7 protein-coding genes are annotated in these 18,716 nt (G+C 73.6%); all 7 read left to right on the forward strand.

The genetic code is table 11. The features are described 5' to 3' along the window. Window positions 1-5: 5 nt before the first annotated feature. Window positions 6-1,301, forward strand: a complete 1,296-nt coding sequence (locus tag ACZ6ZN_RS32855) for a cytochrome P450 (protein WP_469651843.1) — start codon at window positions 6-8, stop codon at window positions 1,299-1,301. A 1-nt stretch (window position 1,302) separates the two neighbouring features. Then, window positions 1,303-1,815, forward strand: coding sequence for a hypothetical protein (locus ACZ6ZN_RS32860; protein WP_469651845.1), 513 nt, complete (start codon window positions 1,303-1,305; stop codon window positions 1,813-1,815). Further along, a complete protein-coding gene (locus ACZ6ZN_RS32865; RefSeq protein ID WP_469651847.1) occupies window positions 1,812-2,348 on the forward strand; it encodes a DinB family protein in 537 nt (178 codons plus the stop codon). The genes ACZ6ZN_RS32860 and ACZ6ZN_RS32865 overlap by 4 nt, the downstream gene beginning before the upstream one ends. Window positions 2,349-2,396: 48 nt before the next feature. Further along, a complete protein-coding gene (locus ACZ6ZN_RS32870) occupies window positions 2,397-3,638 on the forward strand; it encodes a macrolide family glycosyltransferase (RefSeq protein WP_398111757.1) in 1,242 nt (413 codons plus the stop codon). 209 nt (window positions 3,639-3,847) lie between these two features. Beyond that, window positions 3,848-5,524 carry a family 1 glycosylhydrolase gene (locus tag ACZ6ZN_RS32875; RefSeq protein ID WP_469651849.1) on the forward strand — a complete coding sequence of 559 codons (1,677 nt, stop codon included), beginning with the start codon at window positions 3,848-3,850 and terminating at the stop codon, window positions 5,522-5,524. A gap of 272 nt (window positions 5,525-5,796) precedes the next feature. Then, on the forward strand, window positions 5,797-17,337 hold the full coding sequence (locus tag ACZ6ZN_RS32880) for an SDR family NAD(P)-dependent oxidoreductase (protein WP_469651851.1): 11,541 nt from the start codon (window positions 5,797-5,799) through the stop codon (window positions 17,335-17,337). Window positions 17,338-17,409: 72 nt separating this feature from the next. Further along, window positions 17,410-18,624: a cytochrome P450 family protein gene (locus tag ACZ6ZN_RS32885; RefSeq protein ID WP_469651854.1), complete on the forward strand. Its 1,215-nt coding sequence runs from the start codon at window positions 17,410-17,412 to the stop codon at window positions 18,622-18,624. Window positions 18,625-18,716: the final 92 nt, after the last annotated feature.

Consider the following 18,716-nt stretch of genomic DNA (forward strand, 5'->3'; position numbering starts at 1 on the left):
GGCCCATGCAATCGCTCGCAGAGATCGACATCACCAGTGAGCAGCTGTACGACGACCAGGGCTACCCGTGGCAGGAGTGGGACCGGCTCCGGCAGGAGTCCCCCGTCCACTGGTACCACCGCCCCGGTTACGAGCCGTTCTGGGCGCTGACCCGGCACGAGGACATCTCCTGGGTCGCGCGCAACCCGGAGCTGTTCTCCTGCCGCGAGCGCACCGCCGTCGAGACCCCGGACGAGATCGACCCGTGGGAGATGGAGCGGGAGCGCCGCGGCCAGGTCTACGGCCACGTCGCCGACTACCCCGCCGGCCTGGGCTTCATGGACGCGCCGCTGCACCGGCAGGTCCGGCAGGCGATGTACCCGTGCTTCACGCCGAAGGCGACCGCGGCGATGGAGGAGCGCTTCTTCGAGCTGTCCACCTCCTACGTCGCCGACTTCCTGAAGAAGCTGGACGAGGAGGGCACCGCCGACGTCGCCCACGACCTCGCCGGCCGGCTGCCGCTCGCCGCCATCTTCGAACTCCTCGGGGTGCCGAACGAGGACTGGGACCACCTCTTCCGCGTCCACCAGGACACCGCGGCGGCCTTCCACAAGGGCTACAAGCAGGAGGAGGGCGAGGAGGCCATGGCCCGCTTCATGCGCGCCATGGTGGAGCTCGACCAATACATGTCCGCGCTCGCCAGGAAGCGCATGGAGGAGGGCGGCGCCAACGGCACGGACGTGCTCAGCCGGCTCGCCCGCGCCGACGTCGGGGGCAACCCGCTCCAGTTCCACGACATGTCGTACCAGCTCTTCAACCTGGTGCAGGCCGGCAACGGCACCACCCGCAACGCCATCACCGGCGGCCTGAAGGCCCTGCTGGAGAACCCCGACCAGCTGCAACTCCTGATCGACGACCCCTCCCTGCTCGACGGGGCCGTGGAGGAGATCCTGCGGTGGACGTCGGTCGCCGTGGTCATGGCCCGCACCGCCCGGCAGGACACCGAGATCCGCGGACAGCGCATCCGCAAGGGCGAGACGGTGGCGATGTTCTTCCCGGCCGCCAACCGCGACCCCGAGGTCTTCCCCGACCCCTACCGCTTCGACATCACCCGCAAGCCCAACCGTCACATCGCCTTCGGCGGCAACGGCGAGCACCGCTGCATCGGCTCCGCCCTGGCCAAGACCGAGCTGCGCGCCATGTTCCGGGCCCTGCTGCCGGTCCTGCCGACGCTGGAGCTGCACGGCGAGTCGAAGATGCTCGTGCTGCGCCTGCTCATCTCCGAGTTCGTGCAGCTTCCGGTGCGCCGGAAGGCGGCCTGAGATGACCGTGGAGACCGGCGTCGGCCCGGCGGCCCGCCCCGTGCCGGCCACCGTCGAGGAGTTCGCCGCCTGCGACGAGGCGGACCTGGAGATCGTCGTCCCCTGGACCGGCCCGGCCATCGACCCCGCCACGGGCGCCCTGAAGGAGCCCCTGCCGCCCACCTACGTGGTGGCCACGTCCGGAGGCTGGCCCAAGCCCGGCGCGATCGAGGTGGCGACCGACCTCAACCGGGTGCTCCTGGAGGAACTGTGGCGCTGCGAGGGCCTGCTCGCCGCGACGTTCGCCATCTCCGAGAAGTGCTGGATGAGTTCGCGTGCGCTCGCGGTGTGGACGGACGAGGAGTCGCTGCAGGCGTTCCTGACGTCCGAGGGCCACATGAACGCGGTGCGCAAGACGAAGAACCTGGCCTACGCCTGGGAGGGCACGCGATGGGTGACCGACTCGCCCGTCCTGCCCACCTTCGACGAGGTACGGGCCAGGCTCGCCGAACAGAGGAAGAGGAAGAGGACATGACGATCGCCCCCGCGGAGCCCGGCACGGACGCCCTCGGCGCCCACCTGCTGCAGGAATTCGACCTGGCCTACGAGATGATCCTGCAACTCATCGACGGGTTCGACGAGGAGAGCGCCCGCACGGCGCCGCCCGGCCACATGCCCGCCCTGTGGTTCCTCGGCCACCTGATGTGTTCCAAGGACTACGTGTCGGGTCTCTATCAGGAAGGCGGAATATTTCTTTCCCTGGAATTCTACGAGAAGTGGGCAGGCGATTGCGACCAGGTCGACTGGGAGAACGCCCCGTCACTGGCGGAGATGCTCGGACTGTACAAGCAGATCCACCGGCGACTGCGTGAACTCGTCGGCACCCTGAGCGTCGAGGACCTGCACCGCGAGACCCCCGTCGAGATTCAAGCCCCGCTTGACGATTACTGGAAGACCCGTCTCGCCAAGCTCGGGTCCGCGCTGTCGCTGGTGCAGATGCACGACGCCTACCACGGCGGTCAACTGGGAAGTCTGCGTGGAGCCCTGGGGATGACGGTCCCGTTCTGAACCGTCGCGCTCAGGAACGCGGGGCGCCGGCACCGCGCCGCTGGTACAGTGCCGGATCGCCGTGAGCGCAATCTCTGCGACCCCGAAGAAGGTGTTTTCTTGACCTCCCACATTGCATTCTTCAATTTCCCTGCATTCGGGCATCTGAACCCGACATTGGGGGTCGTGGCGGAACTCGTACGGCGCGGCCACCGGGTCTCGTGCACGACCACGGACCGGTTCGCCCCGGCCATCGAGGCGGCGGGTGCGGAACCGGTCCGTTACACCTCGGTCTTCGGCGAGTACTACACCAACCCGTTCACCCCCGAGGCGATCTCGGGCGAGGGACTGCGCACGCTGGAGGAGGCGACCTCCCTGGCCGCCCAGGTCGAGGGCTTCTACGGCGAGAACCGCCCCGACGTGATCCTCCACGACTTCATGGCGTGGGGGGCCCGCTTCTACGCCGCACAGCACGACATCCCGCTGGTGCGGCTGTTCCCGTCGTACGGGTTCAACGAGCACTTCTCCATCCAGGCCAAGTTCCCCATGGCCGAGATGACCGACCCCAAGGTCATGGAGATGATCGCCAAGCTGGAGGGGATGCTGCCGGAGCTCGGGTTCCCCGGGAAGACGGCCATGGAGTTCCTCATGGAGCCGGCCGGCCTCGGCATCATCTTCCTGCCGAGGGAGTTCCACTACGACGGGGACACCTTCGACGAGCGCTTCGTCTTCGCGGGCCCCTGTCTGGGCGACCGGTCGGCGTTCCAGGGGACGTGGCGGCCGGCGTCCGAGGACCGCCCGGTCCTCTACCTGTCCCTCGGCACCGCCGCCACGGGCTGGCCGGAGTTCTTCCACACCAGCCTGGAGGCGCTCGGCGGCAGCGACTGGCAGGTGCTGCTGTCGGTGGGCGACACCGTCGACCCGGCCGAACTCGGCACCCTGCCCGGCAACTTCGACGTGCGCCGCAGCTTCCCGCAGCTCGACGTGCTGCAGCGCGCCTCGCTGTTCGTCACCCACGGCGGCATGAACAGCGTCATGGAGTCCCTCTACAACGGCGTGCCGATGATCGTCATCCCGCAGATGAGCGAACAGCGCGCCAACGGCATGCGGGTCGACGAGCTCGGCTTCGGCCGGCTCCTGCCGCGTGAGGACTTCACGGCCGAGTCGCTGCGCAAGAGCGTCGAGGAGGTCGCCGCGGACCAGGCCGTCGCCGCGCGCACCAAGGACATGGGCCGGCGCATGCGCGAGGTCGACGGCCCGGCCCTCGCCGCGGACGCCGTGGAGGAGTACCTGGCCCGCCGCACCGCCTGAGCTCCAGCGGACCTCGAGCGGACCCGGGGAGAGTGACGGGACAGCAACGCGCGTGCTGAGCCCGCCGCCGACCCGACAAGGGTGCGTCATCACCGGCGGCCGTGTCAGCCCGCGAGGGCGACACGGCCGCTGTCGCATGCGCCCGGTCGGGCCGGGAGGAACCGGCGGCAGGCCCCGACGACAACCGTCTCCGCAACGAGGAAGACACCGTGAAACGACTGACAGGCATGACCGTGGCGGCGGCTGCCGCGCTGGCCGTCGCCCTCACACCCGTGGGAGCGCAGGGCTCGCCCGCACCGGAGGACGGCGCCGCGGGCCGCGGGCGCATCGCCTTCCCGGGCATCGGTTCCCTCTCGCAGCCCTCGGGCAAGGGAAGCTTCCGCTTCGGGGTGTCGAGCTCGGCCACGCAGATCGAGGACCGCAACACGAACAACGACTGGTACCTGTGGACCAGGCCGGCCCCCGAGGGCCTGGGCAAGAGCCCGTTCGTGGGCGAGGGCGTCGGCGGCTACACGAGGGCCGTCCAGGACGTGAACCTGGTCGACGACCTGAACGTCGACTCCTACCGCTTCAGCATCGAGTGGTCCCGGGTCGAACCCGAACGGGACAAGATCGACGAAGCGGCCCTCGACCACTACGCCAAGCAGCTCGACGCACTCGCGGCCAAGGGCATCCGCCCCATGGTCACGCTGCACCACTTCGCCAACCCGGTGTGGGTCGACGACCCGCGCGACGTGGCCTGTGCGCACGGCCCGAGCGACACCAACCTGTGCGGGCTGGACCACCCGCAGGGCGGCAGGCTCGTCGTCTCCGAGATGGCCGAGTTCGCCGCACTGCTCGCCCGGCGCTTCGGCGACCGCGTCGACGAGTGGGTGACGGTCAACGAACCGATGGTCTACATGACCTTCGCCCACGCGTTCGGCGCCGGCCCGCCCGGCAAGGCCAACCTGAACCCGGCCGGCCTGCCCCGCTTCACCGCGGCCCAGCGCGGCTACCTCCAGGCGCACGTGGCGATGTACCGGGCCGTCAAGAAGTACGACCGGGTCGACGCCGACCGCGACGGCACCGCCTCCAGCGTGGGCCTGACCGTGGGCGCCCAGGAGTACGTGCCCATACGCGACGGCAGAACGAGCGACGACCCCCGCGACATCGAGGCCCGCGACCGCTACCGCCAGTACCTCGACTTCGGGTTCGTCGACGCCTTGCGGGACGGCACGTTCGACAGCGACCTGGACGGCAGGCCCGACGAACGCCACCCCGAGTGGAAGGGCACCCTCGACTGGCTGGGCCCGCAGCTCTACGCCCGTATCGGCGTCTCCGCCGAGGGCGGCACCGGCACCGGCCAGACGTACCCGGTGATCGGCGTCGACCTGTGCACCACCGCGCCGTGCCTCCCCTACCGCGACCCGTCGTACTTCGTGCCCGCCATGGGCTACGAAGGCTCGTTGCAGGGCATGACGGGCGTGCTGAAGGAGTACTCCAAGCGCTACCCCGGCATCCCGCTGCTGGTGAGCGAGTCCGGTATCGCCACCGAGAACCCCGTGCGCCGCACCGAGCACATCGTGCGCACACTGGAACAGATCGCCGCGGCCCGCGCCGCCGGGGCCGACGTGCGCGGCTACTACCACTGGAGCCTGCTCGACAACTTCGAGTGGCTCTCGGGCTACACGGCCCGCTTCGGCCTCTACGAGGTCGACCGCACGACCATGGAGCGCATCCCCACGCCGTCCGTGAGCGTCTACTCGGCCATCGCCGGCTCCCGCACCCTGACGCCGCAGCAGCGCAAGGCGTACGGCGGCACCGGCCCGCTGAGCCCCGAGCAGGGCGGCACCACACCGGGCACCGCCCCCGCTCCCGCCGGCCGGGAGCCCCGGGGACGGCGGTGAACCCCGCCCCGGCCGGCTGACACCACGCACGGGCGCACCCCCCGGGACAGCTCCACCGAGGGGTGCGCCCGCGCCCGACACCGGCCCCGCCGCGGACCGCCGCGAGAGGAACCGCGCCGCTCCGCTGCCGGGCCCGCACGGATGGATCCCGTCTCGACCCGGGCTCGAGAAGTCCTGCCGAGGCTGGGACAGGCGCCGTGCGGCACCCGCGCCCCCCCAAGCCCGCCTCGGGCAACGGTCGTTCGCTTCCCACGAGCTTCGAGGATGAGCAGATGAGCTATGCCCAGGTGAACAGCGGCGCCGGCCGGGACACGACCTCCGCCGAGGACGTCACCGCCTTCCTGCGGACATCGGTCGCGGCCCTGCTGGACGTCACGCCCGAGTCCGTCGACACCGGCCGGCCCCTGCGCGACCTCGGGCTGGACTCCATGCGGATCGTGTCCCTCGTCGCCGCCCTCGCACAGCACCTGGGCCGGCCCGTACCCGGCGGGGTGGTGTGGCAGTACCCGACCATTGCCGCCCTCGCCGCCCATCTGGCCGGCACCGCCCCCCTCCCCGCCGCCCCCGGGGCCCCGGTCCGAACCGACGACGGCGAACCGATCGCCGTCGTCGGCCTCGGCTGCCGGCTGCCCGGCGGCGTCGACACCCCCGAACAGCTCTGGCAGGCCCTCACCGACGGCCTGGACGCGGTCCGCGAGGTGCCCGCCGACCGCTGGAACATCCAGGAGTGGCTGGACCCCGACCCCCGCGCGCCCGGCAGGATGAACACCCGCTGGGGCGGCTTCCTCGACGACATCTCCCGCTTCGACGCCGAACTGTTCCGCATCTCCCCGGCCGAGGCCCGGCACATGGACCCCCAGCAGCGCATGGCGCTCGAGGTCGCCTGGGCCGCCCTGGAGGACGCCCGGATCGTGCCCGGCTCCCTGTCCGGCAGCCGCACCGGTGTGTTCCTCGGCGCGATGGCGCAGGAGTACCACCTGGCCACCGGCGCCGACCCCGACGCCATCGGCACCCACTCCGCCGTCGGCTGGGACAACTCCGTCATCCCCGCCCGCATCGCCTACACCCTCGGCCTCCAGGGCCCGGTGATGGCGGTCGCCACCGCGTGCAGCTCCTCCCTCACCGCCACCCACCTCGCCGTGCAGAGCCTGCGCCGCGGCGAGAGCGACCTCGCCCTCGCCGGCGGCGTCAACGTGATGCTGCACCCGCACACCACCGTCGCCATGACCAAGTTCGGCGGCATGAACCCCGACGGCCAGTGCCGCGCCTTCGACGCGGGCGCCGCCGGATACGTGCGCGGCGAGGGAGCCGGCGTCGTCGTCCTGCGCCGCCTGTCCGACGCCCTCGCCGCCGGCGACCGCGTCTACGCCGTCGTCCGCGGCACCGCCGTCAACAACGACGGCGCCTCCAACGGCCTGACCGCCCCCAACCCGCAGGCCCAGGCCGACGTCGTACGCGCCGCCTGGCAGGACGCCGGAGTGCACCCCCGCGACGTCTCCTACGTCGAGGCGCACGGCACCGGCACCCTCCTCGGCGATCCCGTCGAGGCGGAGGCGCTCGGCACCGTGTTCGCCGAAGGCCGCACCGAGGACCTGCGCCTGGGCTCCGCCAAGACCAACTTCGGGCACCTGGAGCCCGCCGCCGGAGTCGTCGGCCTGCTCAAGACCGCCCTCGCCCTCCACCACGGCGAACTCCCCGCAAGCCTCCACTTCGACGAACCGAACCCGCACATCGACTTCGCACGCAACCGCCTGAGCGTGGTCGCCGAGCACCAGCCCTGGCCCGCCGCCCCCCGCCGCTACGCCGGCGTCAGCGGCTTCGGCTTCGGCGGCACCAACGCCCACATCGCCCTGGAGGAGGCCCCCGACCGGCGCCGCACCCTGCGGCCCCTCAGCGCCGGCAGCGAACAGGCCCTCCACGACAGCGTCACCGCCCTCACCGGCATCACCGTCCCCACGGGCGGCACCGCCGCGTCCGGCGGAACCCCCGCACCCGAGCCGGGCGAGCACCGGGCCGTCGCCGCCGTGTCCGGCACCACCGCGGAACTCCTCGCGGGCCCCGTCCGCACCGGCGAACGCCCCCCGCTCGCCTTCCTCTTCTCCGGCCACGGCTCGCAGTGGCTCGGCATGGGCCGCGACCTCCTCACCGAACCCGCCTTCCGCGCCGCCCTGGACGCCTGCGACACCGCCGTGCGCCGGTACGCCGGCTGGTCCGTCACCGAGGAACTCCTCGCCGGCCGCACCCGTTCCCGGCTGCACCGCACCGACGTCGTCCAGCCCGTGCTGTTCTCCGTGCAGATCGCCCTGGCCCGCACCCTGACCGCCTGGGGCCTGGAACCCGACACCGTGCTCGGGCAGAGCGTCGGCGAGGTCGCCGCGGCCGTCGTCGCCGGCGCCCTCGACCTGGACGAGGGCGCCCGCCTCATCACCACCTGGTCCGCGCTGATCGCCGAACGCGCCTGCGGCCTCGGCGCCCTCACCGTCTGCGACCTCGGCGTCGACGAGGCCGCCGAACTCGCGGCCGACCCCACCCGCGGCATCAGTGTCGCCGGCCACCTCGCCCCCGGGCAGGTCTGCCTGTCCGGATCCCTGGACGCCGTCGCCGCACTCGAACGCGATCTCGCGGAGCGCGGCACCCGCACCCTGCGCGTCGACATCGACTACGCCTCCCACAGCGACAGCCTGCGCGACCTCGCCCCCGAACTCGTGCGCCGCCTCGGCACGGTACGCGCCCGCACCACCTCCGTCCCCTTCTTCTCCACCGTGTTCGCCGACCACGTCGACGGCACCGCCCTGGACGCCGCCTACTGGGCCCGCAACATGTGCGAACCGATGCTGCTGGCCGAGTCGGTGACCGCGCTCACCCTCGCCCGTCCCGCCGCCACCCGCGGACTGCGCGTCGTCGAGATCGCCCCGCACCCCGTCGCCCGCCGATCCGTCCAGCGGACCTTCGCCGACCTCGGCGACACCCGCTCGTCGGCCCACGCCACCGGCCGCCGCGACCGCGGCGCCCGCCGCGGCCTCGAGGCACTCGCCGCACGCCTGTGGTGCGACGGACACGACATCGACTGGGACGCCGTGCACGGCCGCCAGGAGCGCACCGCCCGCCGCTCACCCCTCCTCCTGACGGTGTCCGGCAAGACCGCACAGGCCCGCGCCGCGAACGCCGCCCTGCTCGCCGACCACCTCGAGGGCGCCACCGAGGGCGAACTCCTCGACGCCGCCTACACCGCCGCCCACCACCGCACCCACTTCGAGCACCGGGCCGGCATCACCGCCGGATCCGCCGCCGGGGCCGTCGAGGCGCTGCGCGCACTGGCCGGCGACCGGGCCCACCCGGACGTTGTCGAGGGTGCCGCGGTCGGCGGCCGCCTGGCCGTGCTGTTCACCGGCCAGGGCAGTCAGCGTCTCGGCATGGGCCGTGCCCTGTACGCGGCCTTCCCGGAGTTCCGGCAGGCGTTCGACGAGGTGGCCGCCGCGCTCGACCCCCATCTGCGGGTGCCGTTGACGGCCGTGCTGTTCGCGGCCGCCGACAGCGCGGACGCCGAGCTGGTGCACCAGACGGAGTTCGCCCAGCCGGGGCTGTTCGCGGTGGAGGTGGCCCTGTTCCGGCTGTGGCAGGCGTGGGGGATCGCGCCCGCCGCGGTGGCCGGGCACTCGGTGGGCGAGCTGGCGGCCGCGCACGTGGCCGGGGTACTGGACCTGGCCGACGCGGCGCGACTGGTGTCGGCGCGCGGCCGGCTGATGCAGGCGTGCGAGGCGGGCGGCGCGATGGCGTCCGTGGAGGCACCGGAACAGGAGGTGGCCGAGGTACTGGCCGCGGCCGGGGGCCGCGTCTCGGTCGCCGGACTCAACACCCCCACGCAGACCGTCGTCAGCGGCGACCGCGCGGCCGTGCGGACGGTGGTCGCGCATTTCGCCGCCGCCGGACGCCGCACACGAGAGCTGGTCGTCTCGCACGCCTTCCACTCCCCGCACATGGACCCGATGCTCGCCGCCTACGAGCAGGTCGCCGCCTCCTGCACGTTCCGCGAGCCCGCGATCCCACTGGTGTCGACGGTGACCGGCGACCGGGCGACGGCCGCGGAACTGGCCGACCCGGCCTACTGGGTGCGCCAGGTCCGCGAACCGGTGCGGTTCCTGAACGCCGTGCGCACGCTGGAAGCCTCCGGCACGGCGCGCTACCTGGAGTGCGGCCCGGCGGCCGTGCTGTCCGCGATGGGCGCCGGATGCGTCGAGAGGGAAGCGGTGTTCGTCGCCTCCCAGCGCTCCCCGCGCGGCACCGAACCCACCGACGAGGTCCGCGCCCTGATCCACGCCCTCGCCGCCCTGCACGTCGCGGGCGAGGACCTCGCCTTCGACCGCGTCCTGGCCGGCGGCCGGCCCGCGGCCCTGCCCACCTACGCCTTCCAGCGCGAGCACCACTGGCTCGAGAACACCCGCGACGCGCGCTCCGGCACCCGGCAGCACTCCCGCGCCGAGGACGCCTTCTGGGACGCCGTCGGCAGCGGCGAGGCCGGCAGACTGTCCGAACTCCTCGGTGCGGCCGACGCCGACGCGATCGCCGCCGTCCTGCCCCACCTCGCCGCCTGGCGCGCACAGCAGACCCGCGCGGGCCGCATCGCCGACTGGATCTACGATGAGAGGTGGGAGCCCTCCGCCGTCGCGCGCACCACGCCCACCCTGCACGGACACTGGCTGATCGCCGCCTCCGCGACCGCCTCCGCCCGCGCCGAACACCTCGCCGCTACCCTCGCGGCCGCCGGAGCCCACCCCCACGTCCTGACCACCGGCACCGACCGGCCCGCCTGCGCCGCGCTGATCGCCGCCCTGACCGCGGCCCTCGGCGAGGACACCCTCGGCGGCGTCCTCGCCGTCGCCGGCCCGGACACGGACGGAACCGACGCCGCCGTGCACGGCCTCACCCTCGTGCAGGCCCTGGCGGACACCGCCGTACGGGCCCCGCTGTGGTTCCTCACCGAGGCAGCCGTCGCCGCGCACGCCACCGACCTGGCACCCGACCCCGCCCAGGCCCGGATCTGGGGCCTCGGCCATGTCGTCGCCCTCGAACACGCCGCCCGCTGGGGCGGACTGATCGACCTGCCCGCCGGCCCCGGAGACAGCGAGCTGCGCCAGCTGCTCGCGACCCTCGCCGCGCACGGCACACCCACCGCCGAGGAACACGTCGCCCTGCGCCCCTCCGGGCGCCTGGCGCGCAGGCTCCGCCGCGCCGACCCCGGCACGCAGGCCCGCCCCTTCACCCCGCGCGGCACCGTCCTCGTCACCGGCGGCAGCGGAGCCCTCGCCGCCCACCTCGCCCACCGCCTCGCCGAACGGGGCGCCGAACACCTCGTCCTCGCCTCCCGGCGCGGCCCCGCCGCCGACGACGCCGCCGAACTCACCGCCGGCCTCGAAGCCCTCGGCGCCCGCGTCACCCTCGCCACCTGCGACGTCACCGACCGGCAGCAGCTCGCCGCCCTCGTCGACACGCTCAAGGCGGACGACACCCCGCTGCGCGCCGTCTTCCACACCGCGGGCCTGCTCGACGACCGGCTGCTGGACAACCAGGACGCCGAGTCCCTCGCCGCGGCCGCCGCACCCAAGCTCACCGCGGCACTCCACCTGGACGAACTCACCCGCGACCTCGACCTCGACGCCTTCGTGCTGTACTCGTCCGTCGTCGGCGTCCTCGGCAACGTCGGCCAGGCCAACTACGCCGCCGCCAACGCCGCCCTCGACGCGCTCGCCGCCCGCCGCCGCGCGGCCGGCCTGCGCGCCGTCTCCGTCGCCTGGGGCCCTTGGGCCGACGGCGGCATGACCCACGGCGCCGCCGAGACCCAGCTGCGCCGCATCGGCCTCGAACCCATGCCCGCCGCGCACGCGCTGGACGCCCTGGACGCCGTACTCGACCGGGGCCCCGCCGTCCTCGTCGCCGGCATCGACTGGGCCCGCGCCGCCACCGCCTACGGCCAGGGCCGCGACCGCCCCTTCCTGCGCACCGTCCCCGAGGCCGCCCGCGCGCTGGCGGACGCCGCACCCGCCGCCACCGGCACGACCCTGCGGACGGCCCTCCTCGACCTGCCCGAGGAGGCGCGCGCCGACCACGTGCGACGCCTGCTGGCCGTCGAGGCCGCCGCCGTCCTCGGCGTGCTGGACCCCGCGAGCCTCGATCCCGAACGCGGCTTCAAGGATCTCGGGTTCGACTCGATGATGTCCGTCGACTTCAGTGTCCGCGTCCAGCAGCACACCGGCGTGCCCACCCCGAGGACCCTCGCCTTCGACCACCCCGACCTGGCCGCCGCCACCCGCTGGCTGCTCTCCGAGCTCACCCCCGCCCCGCAGGCCGCCCCGGCCGCGCCCGCCCGCGCCCGCCGCCCGGCCGACGAACCCGTAGCGATCGTCGGCGTCGGCCTGCGCATGCCCGGCGACGCCCACGACCTCGACAGCCTCTGGCAGGTCCTCGCGGAGGGCCGCGACACGGTCACCACCGTGCCCGCCGACCGCTTCGACGTCGACGCCCACTACGACCCCGACCCCGACGCGGACGGTCGCACCTACACCCGCCACGGCTCCTTCCTCGGCGACGTGGCCCACTTCGACGCCGCCTTCTTCGGCATCAGCCCCCGCGAGGCCGAACCGATGGACCCGCAGCACCGGCTGCTGCTGGAGAGCGCCTGGAACTGCCTGGAGAACGCCGGCATCCGCCCGCGCGACCTGCGCGACGGCACCACCGGCGTCTTCGTCGGCGCGGGCGTCGGCGAGTACGGCAAACACCGGCAGGGCGGCACCGCCGACACCTACACCCTGACCGGCACCCTGCCCAGCTTCAACGCCGGCCGGCTCTCCTACCACCTGGGCCTCCAGGGACCGGCGCTGTCCGTCGACACCGCCTGCTCCTCCTCCCTCGTCGCCCTCCACCTCGCCTGCGAGGCACTGCGCTCCGACACCTGCGAACTCGCCCTCGCGGGCGGTGTCCAGGTGCTCGCCGACCCGGACGCGTTCGTGGCGCTCAGCCGCTCCCACGCCCTCGCACCTGACGGCCGCAGCAAGACGTTCTCCGCCGAGGCCGACGGCTACGGACGCGGCGAGGGCGTCGGCATGATCGCGCTGATGCGGCTGTCCGACGCCGTCGCCCAGAACCGCACCGTGCTGGGCGTGATCCGGGCGACCGCCGTCAACCACGACGGGGCGAGCAGCGGGATCACCGCCCCCAACGGCTCCTCCCAGCAGAAGGTCATCCGCACCGCCCTCGCCTCGGCCGGACTCACCTCCGCCGACGTCGACTACGTCGAGTGCCACGGCACCGGCACGCCCCTCGGCGACCCCATCGAGGTGCAGGCGCTGGCCGCCGTCTACGGCGAAGGCCGCGAGCCGGGCCGCGAACTCGGTCTCGGCACGGCCAAGAGCGTCATCGGCCACCTGGAGTCGGCGGCCGGCATCGCGGGCGTCTGCAAGGTCCTCGCCTCCTTCCGCCACGACGCGCTGCCCGCGACGCTCCACAGCAGCCCGCGCAACCCGGCCATCGCCTGGGACGACCTCCCGGTCCGCGTCGTCGACACCCTCGAGCCATGGCAGCGGGACGCGTCGCGTCCACGGCGTGCCGGGGTCTCGTCGTTCGGTCTCAGCGGCACCAACGCGCATGTGATCGTGGAGGAGCCGCCGCTCGCCGAAGTCTCCGAGTCGTCCGCGGACGTGGCGGGTCCGGTGCCGGTGGTGCTCTCCGGACGCGACGAGGCCGCGCTGCGGGAGCAGGCGGGGCGCTGGGCGTCCTGGCTGACCGGTCGGCCGGACGCGGCCCTCACCGACGTCGCCGTCACGGCCGCCCGGCACCGCACACACTTCGAGCAGCGGGCCGGTGTGGTCGCCGCCGACATGCCCGAGCTGGTCGAGGCGCTGCGAGCGGTGGCTGCCGGTGAGGCCTACGACGCGGTGGTGACCGGTACCGCGCAACGGCACGGGAAAGTGGTCTTCGTCTATCCGGGCCAGGGTTCGCAGTGGGTCGGCATGGGCCGTGAACTGCTGGCGTCCAGTGCGGTGTTCCGGGAGACGGTGGAAGCCTGTGATGCGGCGCTGCGGCCGTTGACGGGCTGGTCGGTGCGGGAGGTGCTGGCCGGTGAGGAGGGCGAGCACCCGCCGTTCGACCGGGTCGACGTGGTCCAGCCGGCACTGTTCGCCATGGGTGTCGCCCTGTCGGCGCTGTGGCGTTCGCTGGGTGTGGAACCGGCCGCGGTGGTGGGTCACTCGCAGGGCGAGGTCGTCGCCGCGGTGGTCAGCGGGGCGCTGTCGCTGGAGCAGGGCGCGCAGATCGTCGCCGCCCGCTCGAAGGCGGTGCTGGCCTGCGCGGGACAGGGCGGCATGGCGCTGATCGAGCGTCCGGTGGCGCAGGTGGAGGAGTTCCTCGCCCCCTACGGCGACACCCTGTCCGTCGCCGCGGTCAACACCGCCGGTTCGACGGTGATCTCCGGTGCGGCGGACGCCATCGCGCGGATCGTGTCGGAGCTTCAGGCGGAAGACGTCTACGCCCGCAGGATCAATGTGGACTACGCGTCCCACAACGCGCAGATGGACCCCCTCCTGCCGGACCTGGCCGCCCGGTTCCGGAACCTCACCCCGCAGGCCCCGGAGATCGCCTTCTACTCGACCGTGACCGGCGCAGCCGTCACGGGCACGGAGCTGGACGGCACGTACTGGTGCCGCAATCTGCGGGAGCCGGTCCGCTTCGACCGCGCCCTCACCGAACTCCTCGACGACGGCCACACCGTCTTCGTCGAGATCTCCGCCCACCCCGTCCTGTCGATGCCGCTCACCGACGGCAGCGCCGAGCGCGGCGGCATCGTCGTCGGCTCCCTCAGCCGGCGATCCGGTGGCGCCGCCCAACTGCTGCGCAATCTTGGTCTGTTGCACGTTCAGGGGCACACCGTGGACTGGGACCGGGTGCTGGGGACCGGCACCGTCGTGCAACTGCCGACCTACGCCTTCCAGGGGGAGCGGTACTGGTCCGACGTACCCGGTACGCACGGGGACGCCGGGTCGCTCGGCCTCGACGCCTCCGCACACCCGTGGATCGGCGCGGTGACACCGCTCGCCGGCGGCGAGGGCCACCTGATCACCGGTCGGCTGTCGCTCGCCGAGCAGCCCTGGCTCGCGGACCACACGGTCTTCGGGTCGGTCATCGTGCCCGGCACCGGACTGCTGGAACTGGCCACCGCCGCGGCGCACGAGGCCGGGGCGGCCGGCGTCGCCCAGCTGACCCTGGCAGAACCGCTGGTGATCGACGACGCCGTCCGGATCCAGATCACCGTCGGCGCGCCCGACGCCACGGGCCGCCGGACGATCGCCGTCCACAGCAGCCCGGAGACCGCGCCCGCCGCATGGACGCAGCACGCCTCCGGCGAACTGACCGAGGCCACCGCCGAGCCGGACACCCCGGTGTTCGGTGAACTGGCGCAGTGGCCGGTGCCGGGAGCCGAACGGGTCGAACTCGACGGCTTCTACGACCGGTTCGCCGCCCAGGGCATCGACTACGGGCCCGAGTTCCGCGGCCTGAGCGAGCTGTGGCGCAAGGGCGACACCGCCTACGGCCTCGTGCGCCTGCCCGACCCGGACGCAGCCACCGGGTTCCTGCTCCACCCGGCGCTGCTCGACACCGCCCTGCACGTCATGAAGGGCGTCGCCCGCGAGGAGGACCCCGGCGCGCTCCTGCCGTTCGAGTGGAGCGACGTCACGCTGCACGCGGCGGGCAGCGGTGAACTGCGCGTACGGATCGACGTGTCCGACGGAGCCGACGGCGCCGCGAGCGGCCGGCGGATCCGGGTGTGGGCCTGCGACGTGGCCGGCGGGCCCGTCGCACGGATCGGTGCGCTCCATCTGCGCCGCGCGACGGCCGGGCAGCTGCGCTCCGCGCGCGGCGGCACCGACGCACTGCACCGCCTGGAGTTCCGGCCGGTCCCGGCCCCCGCGATGCGGGGCCCGGTCGCGGACGCCGTGCTGACGGGCACGGGCCTGATCGCCCGACTGCTGGGCGTACCGGCCCTCGCGGACGGCGAGGCCCTGGCCGCGCGGCTCGCCGCGCACCAGGACGCACCCGCCCGGATCGTCGTCGACGCCACCGGACGGCCGCCGTTCGACAGCGAGCCCGAAGCCGCCTACCGCGCCACCGAGTTCGCCCTGGCACAGCTCCAGGAACTGCTGTCCGACGACCGGCTCACGGACGCGGAGCTGGTGTGGGTGACGCGCGGCAGCGTGGCCGCCGCGCCCGGCGACACGCTCGGCGGACTGCCCAACGCGCCCCTGTGGGGCCTGGTCAGGTCCGCGCGCACCGAGCACCCCGAGCGCACGCTGCGCCTGGTCGACCTCGGCCCGGACGACGCCGACCGCGACGCGCTCGCCCGCGCCCTCGCGGTCACCGGCGAGCCCGAACTGGCCGTCCGGAACGGCGAGGTGCGGGCCGCACGCCTGGTCCGCGCCGCGCCCGGCGACGACACCGCCGCGGTACGGGCCCTCGACCCCGACGGCGTCGTACTGATCACCGGCGGCACCGGCGAGCTGGGCCGCGAGACCGCCCGGCACCTGGTGCGCCACCACGGTGTACGGCACCTGGTGCTGACCTCACGGCGCGGACCCGACGCGCCCGGCGCCACGGAACTCGTCCGGGAACTGGAAGAGGAAGGAGCGCGATACGTCCGAGTGGTGGCCTGTGACGTCTCCCGGCGGGACGATCTGGCGCACGTGCTCGGTGACGCCGCACAGCACCGCCCGTGGACCGCGGTCCTGCACCTCGCGGGAGTCCTGGACGACGGTGTGCTCCTCGGCCAGGACGCGCGGCGGCTCTCCCGCGTGATGGCCCCCAAGGTCACCGGCGTCCACCACCTGGACGAACTCACTCGCGACCTCGACCTCGCGGCGTTCGTGCTGTTCTCCTCCGCCGCCGGCACCCTCGGCACCGCGGGGCAGGGCGTCTACGGCTCCGCCAACGCCTACCTCGACGCGTTCGCCGCCCGGCGACGCGCGCAGGGCCGCCCCGCCACCAGCCTTGCCTGGGGTCTGTGGCACCAGGCCGGCGTCGGCATGACCTCCCACCTGGGCACGGTCGAGCTGGACCGGATGCGCCGCCAGGGCATCGCCCCGATGCCCTTCGACCAGGGCCTGGCCCTGCTCGACACGGCGCTCGCCCGCCCGGCCGGCGACTTCGTGCCCGTGCTGCTCGACCTGCGGGCCGTGCAGAAGGAAGCCGACAAGGAAGGCGAGGTGCCCGCCCTGTTCCGGACGCTCGTACGGGCCCGGCTGCGCCGCGCGGCCGGCGGCTCCGGTGACGGCCCGAGCGGCCCGGGCGGCCCGGGCGGTGCGCAGGGTCTGCGCGAGCGGTTGCTCGCGACGCCCGAGGAACAGCGCACGGAACTGGTCACGGACCTGGTGCTGCGCGAGGTCGCCACGGTGCTGGGCCTGTCCGGCACCGGGACACTCGTCCCGCAGCAGGTGCTCAAGGACCTGGGCCTCGACTCGCTCATGGCGGTCGAACTGCGCCGCCGCCTCTCCGCGGAGACCGGCCTGTCGCTGCCCGCGACCCTCGCCTTCGACCACCCGACCCCCGAGCACATCACCCGCCTGGTCCTCACCCGCATGGACCTGCCACAGGCCGCCGCCCCCGCTCCCGCCTCCGGCGCCGCGGCCGATCACGACCCGGCGGCCGAACACGACCCGGCGGCCCTGCCGAGCTGGACCGGCCCGGCCGGGACCGAGGAGGAGCGGTCCGTCGACGAGATCAACGCCGAACTCGACGCGCTCCTGGAGGCGTCGGGACTCGACCTCGACTGACCCGCGGGCGCGGATCCGGAGGGCCAGTACCGCTCGACCGGCGCTCGACCGGGTGCCGGGCATCCTGCCGCCATGACGGATACGGACTTCGCGATTCAGCCCGCGTTCTTCACCGACCCTTTCCCCACCCTGCGAGCCCTCCAGCAGGAAGGGCCCGCCCGCCCCGTCCGGCTCCCCGACGGGGTGGAGTGGTGGTTCGTCACCCGGCACGAGGACGTCCGCAGCGGCCTGGCCGATCCACGGCTGAGCAGCGCGGCCAACGACCACATGGCCAACGACGAGAGCCTGCCCACCACGGACGCCATCACGAGCGCCAACGACGCCACACGGCGCTCCCTGGTGAACCTCGACCCGCCCGACCACACCCGCCTGCGCAAACTGGTCGTCCGGGCGTTCAGCGCCACACGTGTCGACGGACTGCGCCCGCGCGTGCAGCAGATCGCCGACGAACTCCTCGACGCCATGGCCGCGGGGGACGACGAGGCCGACCTCATCGGGACCTACGCGTCCGCCCTGCCCATCCGGGTGATCTGCGAACTGCTCGGCGTCCCCGAGGACCACGACGCACTCCGCGAGAAGACGGGCGCCGCCTTCCAGGTCGTCCGGGACGACACCTCCGCGGCCGACATGGCACAGGCCTTCGCCTGGCTCACCGCCTACACCCGGCGCCTGATCGCGCTGAAGCACGACACCCCCGGCGACGACCTGCTCAGCGACCTGATCGCGGTGCACGAGGAGGACGACGACCGACTCGACGACGAGGAACTGGCGGCCATGGCGCTGACCCTCCTCCTCGCCGGGCACGAGACGACGGTCCAGCTCATCGGCAACGGCATGAACGCCCTGTTCGACCATCCCGAGCAGTTGGCCGCGCTGCGGGACCGGCCCGAGCTGCTCCGCACCGCCGTCGACGAACTGCTGCGCCACGACGGCCCCACCAACCCCGGCGTCGCCCGCTACGCGACCGAGGACGTGACCCTCGGCGGAGTCCGCATCCCCCGCGGCGCACTGGTCCTGCTGTCCGTCGCCGCGGCCAACCGGGACCCGGCCCGGTTCACGGACCCCGACCGGCTCGACCTCACCCGTGACGCCGGCGGACACCTCGGCTTCGGACACGGCATCCACTACTGCCTCGGCGCGCGGCTGGCCCGCATGGAGGGCGAGATCGCCATCGGCTCACTGCTGCGCCGCTTCCCGGGCATACGCCGTGCCGTGCCGGCCGAGGAGGTCCGCTGGCGGCTGGGCATGGTCCGAGGGCTCGTCTCCCTGCCCGTGATCCTGCGGTGACGACGTCCAGGGTGCGTCCACTCGTGCTCTAGCTCGCCCCGATTCGATGGTCGAGCACCACATCTGTCCCGGGTACAGCCGCTTTCCGGCCC

The sequence above is a fragment of the Streptomyces sp. NPDC053665 genome, assembly GCF_055585285.1.